The following is a 14,020-nucleotide window of genomic DNA, read 5'->3' as shown; positions in this document are numbered from 1 at the left end:
CGGGCAGCGCTTCAGGCTTTTCGCAGGGTTCGCAGAAGGGGCTTGCGAAACGGGGTTTGCAAAGGGGCTTGAATGAGTGGTTTCGCACGATCGGCGGTTTCCTATGGAATGCCGCTGGCCGCCCTGGCGATGGCTGTCGCGGTCAAGGCCAGCGGGGTCTCGGTAGACGAAGGGTCGCTGAGCACCAGGATATTTATCGGCGCGCTTTCGAGCGCGATCATGTTCACCACGATTTTCGTGGTGCTCGACCACGCCGAGGCGGTGGCTCGGCGTGTAGGCGAGCCGTACGGCACGTTGGTGCTGACCATTGCGGTGACGGCAATCGAAGTGTCGATCATCGTTTCCATAATGCTGCATGGAGCGAACAACCCGACGCTTGCACGCGAGTCCGTCTTCTCGACGGTGATGATCACCTCCACCGGCGTTGTCGGCATGTGTCTCACGCTTGGCGGCTGGCGTCATCGCAAGCAGGCAATCGTCCGCCAGGGGACCAGCGCCTATCTGGCGGTTCTGGTCGCGCTCAGCGTCATGACGCTTATTCTGCCGACCTACACGCGAACCACGGATCCTGGCACATTCTCGGCGGCTCAACTTGGCTTTGTCAGCGTCCTTTCAGTGCTGCTTTATGCCGGTTTTCTGTTCGCGCAGACTGTCCGCCACCGGGACGATTTCATCGACGGACAAGCGCACGGCATTTCGACGCGAACCGACGCTCACGAAAGCCTCGCCGCCAGCGCCGTGCTCCTGCTGATCGGGCTGATCGGCATTGTCATGCTGGCCGAGCAAGTCGCCGCAAGCGTCGAAGATGCGCTCATCGCCTACCAGGTGACCCAGGCCGACGCCATTGTCGGCGCAATGATCGCCGGGCTGGTCTTGATGCCGGAGGCCATTTCAGCGGTTCGTGCCGCACTCAACAACGAGCTGCAGCGCGGCTTGAATGTCGCGATGGGTTCGGCTTGCGCCACAATCGGTTTGACAATACCGGGAATCGCCGCCGCCAGCCTGCTGACCGGAAGAGGGCTGACCCTGGGGCTGCCGTCGACCGACACGGTGCTTTTGATTCTGGCGCTTTTCATATGCAATGTAAGCTTTAGCACGGAGAGAACGACGTTCTTGACCGGCTTGGTGCATCTGGTGGTGTTTTTTACTTATGTGTTTTTGATATTTGTGCCGTGAGGGCGTGGGGCGAGGTGAGCTTGCCCGCTCAATGTGCGGTCGAACACGCCGCTGTCATGCATGGATTAATGTAGCACAACGTCAGAAGAACAAGGCCGCCAGACGTTAGAAACAGCTAATGACAGGACCGAGCCAGAAGCCGTGCTAGAGATCGCTATCGATTGAATGTCGCCTACTGTTGCGAGGCCCCATTGACTCAACGATTATCGGATTTCGACATTGGCTTGCTGCTGACACTAGACGCGCTGTTGAAGCACCAGAACGTCACCCATGCGGCGTCGAGATTGAACATCACCCAATCCGCTTTGTCGGCCCGCCTGACCCGGCTGCGCCAGTTGCTGAACGATCCACTCTTCACCACGGCGGCGTCCGGACGGGGGATGACCCCCACGCCTCACGCCCTGGCGCTTGAGGCCGAACTCACGCGCCTGCTCGAGCGGTTGAGCGATTTTGTGAATACCGCCCATCTGTTCGACCCTGCGACAAGCAAACGTGTCTATCGCATTGCCGCAACGGACAATCCGGCGGCGATCCTGGCTCCGGACCTCATTCCGCGGTTCAAATCCCAAGCTCCCAACGCAAAGGTCGCTTTTACAGTGCCCAACAAGCCGAGGATCGTCGAGCACCTGGAGCAGGGCGACGTCGATCTCTTCATCGGGGCCGCGGAAGACGGCTCGGGTGGTCTGATCGGGCAAAAACTGTTCGAAGAGGAATTCGTCACGGCCCAGCGGCACGGCCATCCACGGGGCAAGGGACCAATTGCCTTGGACGAGTTCTGTGCCCTCGACCATCTGCTCATTTCGACGAGCGGCGGGCACTTTGCAGGGATGATCGATGACGCGCTTGCGGAGATTGGCCGCGAGCGCAACGTGACGGTCTCCATCCAGAGCTACGCCCTGGCCCCCCTCGTTCTGGCGAACAGCGATCTGATCTGCACTCTGCCCCGGCGTTTCCTGAGGCGCTTCGCTCAGGTCCTTGATCTGTTCGAAGCGCCCTTGGTACTTTCGCCGTTCGCCATGAACCTGTTCTGGCACCCGAGGATGCGCAGTGACCTTGCGCACATGTGGCTGCGCAAGCTGGTGATGCAAAGCGCTCGCAGCAGTCACGAAGAGTAGTGGCCGGACGCCGCGCACCCGTTCCGGCCACCCCATGTCGTGCAATCAGAATTTTTGAAGCAGGTAGTCGCCGACCTTGTCGGCAGCGGGGTCGAACAGTGTATCGAGTCGCGAGTTCAGCACGTAGATGTCATCGCCCACAATCGCGGCGGCCGTCGGCATCGACATGATGCTGGCTTCCTGCCGGACGACTGTTGCCGAGGCCCACCCGTCGGTGGAAACCAGTTCGACGGTACGACCCACGCCAAGGTTCTGCACGATGACGAGGTGCTGGTCATCGATCAGCTGAATGCCATCGGCACCCGTCAGGGGCTCGGGCAGTTTCACCAGTTCGACCTTGCCGGGATCGGCGATACTGACGCGAAACAGCTCACCCGTATTGTATTTGCCAACGAGCAGATAACCGTCCTTGTGCCAGGCGATGCCATTCAGGCTGAAGCCATCGCCATCCTTGAAGCGCGGGTCCTGCGCAAAGGTCGTCGCCTTGCCTGCCGTATCGATCCGGTAGATGATCGGGGCAAAGCTGTCGGTCACATAAGCGTTTCCATCGGCGTCGAGCGCGATATCATTGGCAAAATGCGTGCCTTCGCTAAGGTTGCCTAGATCGTAGTAGGCCCGAGGCTGGCCGGTCGTGGCATCGTATGTGGCCACCCCCGCAAGCTTGCCCTGGGTCGTCGCATTGGTGCGATCGCCGACGCCCGGATCGGAGTTCGTCACCCAGAGCGTATTGCGCTTGTCGTCGACTAGCAGGCCCGCCGTGGAAACCAATTTCGCGTCGTTGACGAACCCCGTGTACTTCCCAGCTTCGTCGACTTTCGCCACTAGGCCATGACGCACCGAGCCGACCATGAAGGTGTCCTGCTTGGCCGACCACGAGATGCTTTCCGGATAACTCTCATCGGAGGTGAACGAGATACCCTGAGCCGTGGAGCCGGCCATCGATGGCGATGCAAAACTGAAGAAAGCTATGGCGGCGACGCCAGCCAATAGAGAGCGAGAGATCATGATTGGGGTTCCTTTCGATCGGTTGATGTCACCGCTCTAGAACCCCGCGCGCGCCTTGAGAAATCGCCTTGCACGATGGGACCAATTAATCATCTTCATGAGTTTGGTACTTGCGAAAATCGAAAACCATCCCACCACCTGACCAGCCATGAACGGGCTCGATACCACCAATCCGTGAGATCGATTGGCGCGCTGTTGGGCAAACCAGCATGTTCCGGGCGCTTCAACATCAGCAGGTGGCAATTGGCCGGACTGGGTAGATGTTCAACGATGGGACGGAAAAACATGCTCAATCTGTATTTTCATGCCACGCCGAATTCGATGAAGGTGGCGGTCCTGCTGGAAGAACTGGAACTGCCCTTCGACGTCTCGCCGATCGATATCTTCAAAGGCGAACAGCACGAGCCCGAATTCAGGGTGATCAATCCTAACGGCAAGGTTCCGGCGATGGTCGACGGGGATGTGACTATCTTCGACTCCCATGCCATCCTCCTCTACCTCGCCGAGAAGCACGGAAAGTTTCTTCCCAGCGAGCTGAAGAGCAAGGCCGTCATGCTGTCATGGCTGCAGTTCGTGGCAACGGGCCTGTCGCCGTTTTCCGGCCAGGCGATCCACTTCCTTCACTACGCTCCGGAAGACATCGCCTATGCGAAAAATCGTTACGTGAAGGAAGTCGAGCGACACTATTCGGTTCTGGACCATCGCCTTGGGCAGGCTCGATATCTGGCAGGCGACGAATACACAATCGCAGACATGGCACTTTGGGGCTGGGCCGCCTCGGCCGGATATGTATTCGGCGAGAAAGGCCTTGGCGACTATCCCAATGTCATGCGCTTCATGGATGAAGTGACCAAGCGCCCCGCCGTTCAGCGCGCCTTGGATATGAAGGCGAAACATACCTTCAAGGCCGAACTCGACACCGAAACACGTCGCGCCATGTTCCCGCAAAACGAGACTGTTGCCGCCTGATATATGCAACCGGCAGGGTCTGCTGTCGGTGGATTTCGAGCGCCCCTGCTGGCCGGGCTCAGTGCGACGTCGGCGCTGGGTGCCTTTGTAATGCAGCGCAACGGCAGCCTGGGCGGCCCACCGATATTGGACGACGCTAATCAACTTCGATGGACCGACTTCGACCGTCGCACGAACGTCCGCTGTGGAGAAGCGACATGAAGGTCCACTTATGTGAAGGCTTCCGGACGCCGGCCCCGGCGCGCGGCACCGCCCACGGAAGGGCCGGCATCCGAAACCCTTCACAACACCAGACCGTCCGTTGGATGGTACGGCGCACCTCACCCCGCCAGCACCGCCGCCTCCAACCCGCGGATGATCTTCGCCAGCTCGACACATTCATCGCGCCGGACCTTGTTGCGGCGCCGCCATGGCGGCCGCATGGATCGCAGATCTTTACCCTCAGCGGAACCGACACGCCATGCAGCCGGTTAAATCGGTATGAAGCTTCCGACCACCAATGCAAGGCTGCGTCATGAGCATTCTGCAAAGCATGAAGAAAACTGTCGAGCAGGTCACCGGTATCGCTAGACCGGACAGGCGAGAGGTTCCCGATCTCCTGAGGCCGCGCAGACCGAATGCATTTCTGTTCAAGGATGATGGCCTGGTGCCCAACCATCCGTTCTGGCCGCTTGTCGTCTATCGCGGCGCTGTGAAGTTGCCCGAAGACTTCGATCCGGCGGCCGTCATGGAGGCGCTTTTCGAAGCGAATGGATGGGGGGATAGCTGGCGCAATGGCATCTACGATTACGTTCACTACCACTCGCGAATCCACGAGGTGCTCGGGGTTGCGCGCGGGACGGCCAAAGTCCGGTTCGGCGGCAACAAGGGACGGACGCTGTCGCTGAAGGCCGGCGACGTCGCGGTTCTTCCGGCCGGCACCGGGCACCAACGCATTTCCGCGTCCGACGATTTTTTAGTCGTCGGCGCCTATCCTCCATCCGGCACCTATGACGAATGTACGACTGCTGCGGAGCACGCCAAGGCGGTCGTAACGATACCCAGGGTTGGCCGTCCGCGGAAGGATCCTGTCTATGGAGGCAAAGGCCCGTTGCTCGCAGCCTGGAACAGAGATTGAAGCCGTTTCACTCGAAGGGGCTTGCGAGTTCGCTTCGGGGCTAAAACCAGGCCTTTTGCCAACATACCCTGCTCAAGCCGCCAGCACTGCCTCATCCAATCCCCGAATGATCTTCGCCAGTTCGACGCACTCGTCGTGGCGGACCTTGTTGCGCCGCCACGCCAGGCAGATCGTGCGTTGCGGCATCGGCTCCTGGAACGGCACGATCTTCAAATCGCGCATGGCGCTGGCCGGTCCTGCCGCCATTTCCGGGACGAGCGTGACGCCGAGCCCGTGCGCCACCATCTGCAGCAGCGTCGTCAGGCTGGTCGCGCCGTAGCTTGCCATCGCCACCGGCCGCACGCTGCCGCAGACGGCGAGCGCCTGTTCGCGCAGGCAATGACCTTCTTCCAGCAGCATCAGCCTTTCCAGCGCCGGGCTTTCCGGTGGCACTGGCGGCGAGGCGAAGGCGGGATCGCCGGCCGGCACGGCAAGGAAGAACCGGTCGGAGAAAAGCGGCTCTGTGACCAGGCCGGGATAGTTCAGCGGCAGTGCCGCGACGAAGGCGTCGAGCTTTCCCGAACTGGTGTCATCGACCAACGACGCGGTCACCGCCTCGCGCAATTCGAGCTGCAAGGCCGGGAAATGCCGTTTCAGCTCCGGCAGCACATGCGGCAGCAGATAGGGCGCCACCGTCGGGATGATGCCGAGCCGGAAGCGTCCCTCCATCGCCGGGCGGCCGCGCCGGGCCGTCGCCTCGACGTCGCGGATGTCGGCAAGAATGCGCTCGATGCGCGGCAGCAAGGCCTGCGCCTCGTCGGTCATGCGCGCCGATTTGCCGCCGCGCTCGAACAGCTGGCAATTGAGCCGCAGCTCCATCTCGGCGATCTGCGAGGACAGCGCCGGCTGGCTGACGCCGGCGAGCTTCGCCGCGCGGCCGAAATGCAGCGTCTGCGCCAGCGCTTCGAAATAACGCATCTGCCGGACGGTCAGGCCAATCATAAGGAAAACCTATCGCAACAAACAGGAAAGGCAATTTGTTTTTATCGGCAAGGCGGCCTAGTCTGGAACCATTCCAGAGTGGTGCGGCTCGAGGCCCGCCCGGAAATTCAGCAAATCGGAGGCAAAGATGGACGCGAAAACCGACGACAACAGCGCCGGCAAATGCCCGGTCGCACATGGATCGGCCGGCAGGACCAACCGTGACTGGTGGCCAAACCAGCTTGACCTTGCCGTTCTCCACCAGCAGTCGAGCCTCTCGGACCCGATGGGCGAGGACTTCGACTACGCCATGGAATTCAAGAGCCTCGATCTCTATGCGGTGATCAAGGACCTGCACCAGGTGATGACCGATTCGCAGGATTGGTGGCCGGCCGATTTCGGCCATTACGGCCCGCTCTTCATCCGCATGGCCTGGCACAGCGCCGGCACCTATCGCATCGGCGACGGCCGTGGCGGCGCCGGCGCCGGCCAGCAGCGTTTCGCGCCGCTCAACAGCTGGCCGGACAACGCCAATCTCGACAAGGCGCGTCGGCTGCTGTGGCCGATCAAGCAGAAATACGGCAGGAAAATCTCCTGGGCCGACCTGTTGATCCTCACCGGCAACGTCGCGCTGGAATCGATGGGCTTCAAGACCTTCGGCTTCGCAGGCGGCCGCGCCGATGTCTGGGAGCCAGAGCAGGACGTGGACTGGGGATCGGAAACCAAATGGCTCGGCGACGAGCGCTATTCCGGCGACCGCGAACTTCGGGGCCATCTCGGCGCCGTGCAGATGGGGCTGATCTACGTCAACCCGGAAGGGCCGAATGGCAAGCCCGATCCATTGGCCTCGGCACGCGACATCCGTGAAACCTTCGCCCGCATGGCCATGAACGACGAGGAGACCGTGGCGCTCATCGCCGGCGGTCACACTTTCGGCAAGACCCACGGCGCCGGTGATGCATCGCTGGTCGGAGCGGAGCCGGAAGGCGCCGGCATCGAGGCGCAGGGCCTCGGCTGGTCGAGCAAGCATGCCACCGGCATTGCCGGCGACGCCATTACCTCGGGCCTCGAGGTGACCTGGACCACGACCCCGACCAAGTGGAGCAACAACTTCTTCGATAATCTGTTCAACTACGAATGGGAGCTGACCAAGAGCCCGGCCGGCGCCCATCAGTGGACGCCGAAGGGCGGCGCCGGTGCAGGCTCCGTGCCGGACGCGCACGATCCGTCGAACCGCCGCGCGCCGGCGATGCTGACCACCGACCTCGCTTTGCGCGTCGATCCGGCCTATGAGAAGATCTCGCGGCGTTTCCATGAGAATCCGGATCACTTCGCCGACGCCTTCGCGCGCGCCTGGTTCAAGCTGACCCACCGCGACATGGGTCCGGTCGTCCGCTATCTCGGCCCGCTCGTTCCGAAGGAAGAGCTGATCTGGCAGGATCCCATCCCGGCCATCGATCACGAGCTGGTCAGCGAGCAGGATATCGCCTCGCTGAAGGCGAAGATCCTGGCCTCTGGCCTGTCCGTTTCCGAACTGGTCTCGACCGCCTGGGCCTCGGCCTCGACTTTCCGCGGCTCCGACAAGCGCGGCGGCGCCAACGGCGCCCGCATCCGCCTGGCGCCGCAGAAGGACTGGGACGTCAATCAGCCGACCGAACTGTCGAAGGTGCTTGCGCGGCTCGAAGCCATCCAGAGCGCGTTCAATGCCGGGCAGACAGGCGACAAGAAGGTCTCGCTTGCCGACCTGATCGTTCTCGGCGGCGTCGCCGCGGTCGAGAAGGCAGCGAAAGACGGCGGCCATGACGTGGAGGTGCCTTTCACGCCAGGCCGCATGGACGCCTCGCAGGAACAGACGGATGTCCAGTCCTTCGCCGCGCTCGAGCCGAAAGTCGATGGCTTCCGCAATTATGTCAGGGGCAACCAGCCGATGTCGATCGAAGCGATGCTGGTCGATCGGGCGCAGCTGCTGACCTTGACGGCGCCGGAGATGACGGTGCTCGTCGGCGGGTTGCGGGTGCTCGGCGCCAACGCCGGCAAGTCGAAGCACGGGGTGTTCACCGACAGGCCGGGCACGTTGACCAACGATTTCTTCGTCAACCTGCTCAGCATGAACACGGTCTGGGATCCGGCCGCCGGCTCCGATGAAATCTACGAAGCGCGCGACCGCAAGACCAAGGCGGTCAAGTGGACCGGCACCCGCGCCGACCTGATCTTCGGCTCGCACGCGCAGTTGCGTGCGCTTGCCGAGGTCTACGGGTCGGCGGATGCCGGGCAGAAGTTCGTTCGGGATTTCGTCGCGGCCTGGACCAATGTGATGAACGCCGATCGCTTCGATCTTGCCCAATCCTGAGGGCGGCAAGTGATGCTCTAACAAAAATAGGCGCGGGCCTCGGCCCGCGCCTTTTTGTATTGAAGCCTTCGAGAAGTCAGTCCTTCTCGAAGATACCGGCCTTGGCGACCACGCCGGCAATGGCGCCGCCGATCAGCGGCGCGACGATGAACAGCCACAGCTGGCCGATCGCCGCAGTTCCCGAAAACAGCGCCGGGCCGATCGAACGGGCCGGGTTGAGCGATGTGCCGGTCACCGGAATGATGGCGAAGTGCAGCGCTGCCAGCGTCAGGCCGATGACCAGCCCGGCGAACGCCGTCGTGTGCTTGGCGTTGGTGACGCCGAGGATCACCGTGACGAAGGTGAAGGTTCCGATCAGCTCCCACAGGAAGGCCGAGCTGACGCCCCATTTCGTCACGTCCCAGCCATTGGCGCCGAAGCCGCCAGTATGGCCGCCGACCTGTCCGGAGACGATGATCCACAGTGCCAGCGACGCGATGATGGCGCCGATGATCTGCGCGATCCAGTAAGGAATGACGTCCTTGGCCGGCATCCGCCCGGCAAGAAAGACGCCGAGCGTCACCGCCGGATTGAGATGCGCCCCCGAAATCGGGCCGATCGCATAGGCCGCCGCAATCAGGCCGATGCCGAACGCCAGACCGATACCTTCCTGGCCAAGCGGCAGCGCGCCGCCGAAGCCGCCCGTCACCACCGAAGCCGTGCCGATGAACACCAATAGAAACGTGCCTAGAACTTCCGCCAGATAAGTCTTCATTGCCCTCTCCTCGTATCGACCCGCGGCTCCGCCTTTTCTGCGACGCGAATCACCGCGCAAAGAGTATTCGCAACCGGAAAACTTGCAAAGCAGCGCAGTTGCGCAGCTGGCGTGCTTGTGCGCGCCGGGCATGTACATTAGATGTATATAATATGTACTGATCGAATTCTTTGATTTAGCCCAGGCCGACGCCCGCTTGGTCGGGGCGGCTCGCGATGCACGAATCCACATTCGCCACCCTCCGCATGGATCGTCTCGCCGTCGGGGAACAGAACTGTTTCAATCAGGACACGAAAAGCTCTAAGAGCAGGGCCGGATTTAATTTGCTGGGTAATGGAAGACGATAATGAGACTGGGCGGGCGGCTGGCGGCAGCCATCGAAGTGCTTGATGACATTGGCCGGCGTCACCGGCCGGTGGCCGATGTGCTGAAGGACTGGGGCCTGTCGCACCGCTTCGCCGGCGGCGGCGACCGCGCCGCGATCGGCAACATCGTCTATGACGCGCTGCGCCGCAAGCGCTCCGCCGGCTGGCTGCTCGGCGAGGACACGCCGCGCGCCATCGGCTTCGGCGCGCTGCTGCTCGAATGGGGCCAGACGGCGCAGTCGCTGAACGAGGCGCTCGAGGGCGACAAGTTCGCGCCGCCGCTGCTGAACGCCGACGAATTGAAAACGCTCGGCGGTCGCCGACTCGCCGACGCGCCGCCCGCGGTGCGGGCAGACGTCCCCGATTGGTGCATGCCGCTTTTCGAACGGGCGTTTGGCACAGCCTGGGTGGAAGAGGGTGCCGCTCTCGCGACACGCCCACCGCTCGACCTCAGGGTCAATACCCTGAAGGCCGATCGCCCAAAGGTATTGGCGGAATTGGCGGAGACCGGCGCCAAGGCTGCACGGATCGCGCCGCATGGCATCCGCATCCCGCCGATCGAAGGCGACGGCAGGCACCCGAACGTGCAGGCCGAACCGGCCTTTCAGAAAGGCTGGTTCGAGGTTCAGGACGAGGGCTCGCAGATAGCCGCCGAACTGGCCGGCGCCGAGCCTGGAATGCAGGTGCTCGACTTTTGCGCCGGCGCCGGCGGCAAGACGCTGGCGCTGTCCGCGGGGATGGACAATCGCGGCCAGATCTTCGCCCACGATGCCGAGAAGGCAAGGCTGGTGCCGATCTTCGACCGCATCCGCCGTTCGGAAAACCGCAATGTGCAGATCGTCACCAAGCCGGCGGAGCTGGCGCCGCTCGGCAAGCACATGGATATCGTCCTGATCGATGCGCCTTGCACCGGCAGCGGCACGTGGCGGCGCCGGCCGGATGCCAAATGGCGGCTGACGCAAAGGCAGCTCGACGCCCGCAAGGGCGAGCAGGAGACGATCCTCGATGCCGCCAAGGACTTCGTCAAACCCGGCGGCCTGCTGGTCTACATCACCTGTTCGGTGTTCGACGAGGAAAATGGCGACCAGGTTTCAGCGTTCCGCGACCGCCATCCCGGCTTTGTCCCGGTCGATCACCGCCAGCTCTGGGACGGTCGTTTTCCGGGCCACGAAGCGGCAGTGCGTATCGGCGCTGCGGGCGGCATTTCGCTGTCGCCGGCGCTGAGCGGCACCGACGGCTTTTACTTCTGCGCGCTGCGCCGGGCCGGCTGAACGTTTGCCATCGATACAGGGTTGAGCCAAATGCTGCAGTGCAGCATTTGCGATTGCCTGCCGCCCACCCCTCTGCGATAAATGCCGCTGCAATAAGATTTGTCGAGAAACGAAGGGCGACGGCCATGGCAGCAAAGATCGTTCCTGCTCCGGATTATGAGGACCGCGTCAGAACGTCCTTCGCGCGCCAGAATGCGATGACGACGATTGGCGCAGAACTGACGTTGGTGACGCCCGGCATCATCGAGATCGAAATGCCCTATTCGGCGGCACTGACCCAGCAGCACGGCTTTCTCCATGCCGGCGTCATTTCGACGGCTCTCGACTCGGCCTGCGGCTATGCGGCATTCTCGCTGATGCCGGAAAATTCCGGCGTGCTGACGATCGAGTTCAAGGTCAATCTGCTGGCGCCGGGCCGGGGCGAGCGCTTCCTGTTCCGCGGCTCTGTGACCAAGCCCGGCCGCACCATCATCGTCGCCGATGGCCAGGCCTATGCGTTCGCCACCGACGGCGAGGCCAAGCTGATCGCCACAATGACCGGAACGATGATGACGGTGCTCGGCCGCGACGGCATCGAGGGCTGAGGAACGGGCAGGGAGGATGGACCATCATGGCCGGTAAAACATCTGGTGAGCTCGCCCTGGTCTCCGGCAAGTCCGTTCTCTTCGTCATGGCTGCCGAGGCCGAATACGGACCGCATTTGCAGCGGCTGTTCACACCGCTGATGACCGGCGTCGGGCCGGTCGAGGCCGGCGTCGGACTCAGCGCCGAACTGTCCCGACTGAACGCCGAAAAGGCGCTGCCGGATCTCGTCGTGTCGCTCGGTTCGGCGGGCAGCCGCACGCTGGAGCAGACGGAAATCTACCAGGCCGTTTCAGTCGCCTATCGCGACATGGATGCCTCGCCCTTGGGGTTCGAGAAGGGCGCCACGCCGTTTCTCGACCTGCCGGTGAGCGTGCTGCTGCCGTTCAGGATACCGGGCATCGGGCAGGCGACGCTTTCGACCGGGGCGGGAATAGTCACCGGCGCCGCTTACGACGCGATCGCCGCGGATATGGTCGACATGGAGACCTTCGCCTGCCTGCGCGCCTGCCAATTGTTCGGCGTGCCGCTTATCGCCCTGCGCGGCATTTCCGACGGGGCAGCCGATCTCAGACATGTCGGCGACTGGACGGAATATCTGCACGTCATCGACGAAAAGCTTGCCGGGGCGGTGCAACTTTTGGAACGGGCGATCGCGTCTGATGCGCTGCAGTTTTGACCTGTTGCATGAAGATGCGGAATCGGAGTGAGAGAGACGCCTCACAACCCATTGCGCCGACTCGTTTCTTTCTCTAAACGCTCGCCATGAAAACAGCCAATCATCCCGACACCGTCCTGATTGTCGATTTCGGCAGCCAGTTCACGCAGCTGATCGCCAGGCGCATCCGCGAGGCCGGCGTCTTTTCCGAGATCGTGCCTTTCCAGTCGGCCGCGGCGGCGTTCAAGCGCATCAATCCGAAGGCGGTGATCCTGTCCGGCGGCCCGGCCTCGACCAGCGACATCGGCAGTCCGCGCGCGCCGCAGATCGTCTTCGACGCCGGCGTGCCGGTGCTCGGCATCTGCTACGGCCAGATGGCGATGTGCGTGCAGATGGGCGGCGTCGCCGAAAGCTCCGACCACCGCGAATTCGGCCGCGCCTTCGTCGAGATCGCCAAGGACAGCCCGTTGTTCGAGGGCCTGTGGGCGCCCGGTCAGCGCCATCAGGTGTGGATGAGCCATGGCGACCGCGTCATCTCCTTGCCCAAGGGGTTCGAGGTGCTCGGAAAATCGGAGGGCTCGCCCTTCGCCATTTTCGGCAATGTCGAGCGCAAAATGTACGGCATCATGTTCCACCCCGAAGTGGTGCATACGCCCGACGGCGCCAGGCTGCTCCGCAACTTCGTCCACAACATCGCCGGCATCGAAGGCGACTGGACGATGCGCGCTTACCGCGAGCACGCGATCGAGACGATCCGCAAACAGGTCGGCAAGGGCAAGGTCATCTGCGCGCTGTCGGGAGGCGTCGATTCCTCGGTCGCGGCTTTGCTGATCCACGAGGCGGTCGGCGACCAGCTCACCTGCATCCTCGTCGACCACGGGCTGATGCGCAAGGACGAGGCGGCGGGCGTGGTGGAGATGTTTCGCCAGCACTACAATCTGCCCCTCATCCTGGTCGACGCTTCAGACCGTTTTATCGGCGCACTTGAGGGCGAGTCGGACCCGGAAAAGAAGCGCAAGACCATCGGCCGGCTGTTCATCGAAGTGTTCGAGGAAGAGGCCAAGAAGCTTGGCGGCGCCGATTTCCTGGCGCAAGGCACGCTCTATCCCGACGTCATCGAAAGCGTCTCCTTCACCGGCGGCCCGTCGGTGACGATCAAGTCGCACCATAATGTCGGCGGCTTGCCCGAGCGTATGAACATGCAGCTGGTCGAGCCGCTGCGCGAATTGTTCAAGGACGAGGTGAGGGCGCTCGGCAAGGAGCTCGGCCTGCCCGACAGCTTCATCGGCCGGCATCCGTTCCCCGGTCCCGGTCTCGCCATCCGCTGCCCGGGCGGCATCACCCGCGAAAAGCTGGAGATCCTGCGCGAGGCCGACGCCATCTATCTCGACGAGATCCGCAAGGCCGGCCTCTACGACGCCATCTGGCAGGCCTTCGCCGTGCTGCTGCCGGTGCAGACCGTCGGCGTGATGGGCGACGGCCGTACCTACGAGTTCGTCTGCGCGCTGCGCGCCGTCACCTCGGTCGACGGCATGACAGCGGATTTCTACCACTACGACATGGCATTCCTGGGAGCAGCCGCCACCCGCATCATCAACGAAGTGCGCGGCATCAACCGCGTCGTCTACGACGTGACGAGCAAACCCCCAGGTACAATCGAGTGGGAGTGACGGGAGCGTAGTTTCGGATACTGCGGGA

12 protein-coding genes are annotated in these 14,020 nt (G+C 62.7%); 9 read left to right on the top strand and 3 right to left on the bottom strand.

Annotation, left to right across the window (positions count from 1 at the left end):
* Positions 1 to 72 precede the first annotated feature (72 nt).
* Both NKI85_RS21230 and NKI85_RS21225 read left to right on the top strand, forming a co-directional pair.
* Complete coding sequence (locus NKI85_RS21230; protein ID WP_352526384.1) at positions 73 to 1,176, top strand: calcium:cation antiporter; 1,104 nt, start codon at positions 73 to 75, stop codon at positions 1,174 to 1,176.
* Positions 1,177 to 1,367: 191 nt separating this feature from the next.
* Complete coding sequence (locus tag NKI85_RS21225) at positions 1,368 to 2,291, top strand: LysR family transcriptional regulator (RefSeq protein WP_352526385.1); 924 nt, start codon at positions 1,368 to 1,370, stop codon at positions 2,289 to 2,291.
* Positions 2,292 to 2,336: 45 nt separating this feature from the next.
* Here NKI85_RS21225 and NKI85_RS21220 read toward each other — a convergent pair whose 3' ends face one another.
* Positions 2,337 to 3,278 carry a hypothetical protein gene (locus NKI85_RS21220; protein ID WP_352777814.1) on the bottom strand — a complete coding sequence of 314 codons (942 nt, stop codon included), beginning with the start codon at positions 3,276 to 3,278 and terminating at the stop codon, positions 2,337 to 2,339.
* Between the two features lie 303 nt (positions 3,279 to 3,581).
* On the opposite strand from NKI85_RS21220, the gene NKI85_RS21215 reads away from it, so the two are divergent.
* A complete protein-coding gene (locus NKI85_RS21215; RefSeq protein WP_352526421.1) occupies positions 3,582 to 4,265 on the top strand; it encodes a glutathione S-transferase family protein in 684 nt (227 codons plus the stop codon).
* Between the two features lie 514 nt (positions 4,266 to 4,779).
* Positions 4,780 to 5,382, top strand: a complete 603-nt coding sequence (locus tag NKI85_RS21210) for a cupin domain-containing protein (RefSeq protein WP_352526387.1) — start codon at positions 4,780 to 4,782, stop codon at positions 5,380 to 5,382.
* Positions 5,383 to 5,454: 72 nt separating this feature from the next.
* Here the strand turns inward: NKI85_RS21210 and NKI85_RS21205 are convergent, their stop codons facing one another.
* Positions 5,455 to 6,363 carry a hydrogen peroxide-inducible genes activator gene (locus tag NKI85_RS21205; protein WP_352777812.1) on the bottom strand — a complete coding sequence of 303 codons (909 nt, stop codon included), beginning with the start codon at positions 6,361 to 6,363 and terminating at the stop codon, positions 5,455 to 5,457.
* A gap of 127 nt (positions 6,364 to 6,490) precedes the next feature.
* On the opposite strand from NKI85_RS21205, the gene katG reads away from it, so the two are divergent.
* Positions 6,491 to 8,692: a catalase/peroxidase HPI gene (gene katG, locus NKI85_RS21200; protein WP_352526389.1), complete on the top strand. Its 2,202-nt coding sequence runs from the start codon at positions 6,491 to 6,493 to the stop codon at positions 8,690 to 8,692.
* 76 nt (positions 8,693 to 8,768) lie between these two features.
* Here katG and NKI85_RS21195 read toward each other — a convergent pair whose 3' ends face one another.
* Positions 8,769 to 9,446: an MIP family channel protein gene (locus tag NKI85_RS21195; protein WP_352526390.1), complete on the bottom strand. Its 678-nt coding sequence runs from the start codon at positions 9,444 to 9,446 to the stop codon at positions 8,769 to 8,771.
* A 346-nt stretch (positions 9,447 to 9,792) separates the two neighbouring features.
* Between NKI85_RS21195 and NKI85_RS21190 the strand changes: the two genes are divergently transcribed.
* The 4 genes from NKI85_RS21190 to guaA all read left to right on the top strand — a co-directional run bounded on the left by NKI85_RS21190 (position 9,793) and on the right by guaA (position 13,992).
* Complete coding sequence (locus NKI85_RS21190; protein ID WP_352526391.1) at positions 9,793 to 11,082, top strand: RsmB/NOP family class I SAM-dependent RNA methyltransferase; 1,290 nt, start codon at positions 9,793 to 9,795, stop codon at positions 11,080 to 11,082.
* Positions 11,083 to 11,207: 125 nt separating this feature from the next.
* Positions 11,208 to 11,666 (top strand): PaaI family thioesterase, encoded by a 459-nt coding sequence (locus NKI85_RS21185; RefSeq protein WP_352526392.1) that lies wholly within the window; start codon positions 11,208 to 11,210, stop codon positions 11,664 to 11,666.
* A gap of 26 nt (positions 11,667 to 11,692) precedes the next feature.
* Positions 11,693 to 12,343: a 5'-methylthioadenosine/S-adenosylhomocysteine nucleosidase gene (locus NKI85_RS21180; RefSeq protein WP_352526393.1), complete on the top strand. Its 651-nt coding sequence runs from the start codon at positions 11,693 to 11,695 to the stop codon at positions 12,341 to 12,343.
* A gap of 86 nt (positions 12,344 to 12,429) precedes the next feature.
* Positions 12,430 to 13,992: a glutamine-hydrolyzing GMP synthase gene (guaA, locus tag NKI85_RS21175; protein ID WP_352526394.1), complete on the top strand. Its 1,563-nt coding sequence runs from the start codon at positions 12,430 to 12,432 to the stop codon at positions 13,990 to 13,992.
* The last annotated feature ends 28 nt before the right edge of the window (positions 13,993 to 14,020 follow it).

Origin of the sequence: Mesorhizobium sp. M0571 (assembly GCF_040320985.1) — a bacterium.
Classification (GTDB): domain Bacteria; phylum Pseudomonadota; class Alphaproteobacteria; order Rhizobiales; family Rhizobiaceae; genus Mesorhizobium.
The sequence above is the reverse complement of the archived record's forward strand: the minus strand, read 5'-3'. Positions and strand labels throughout refer to the sequence as shown.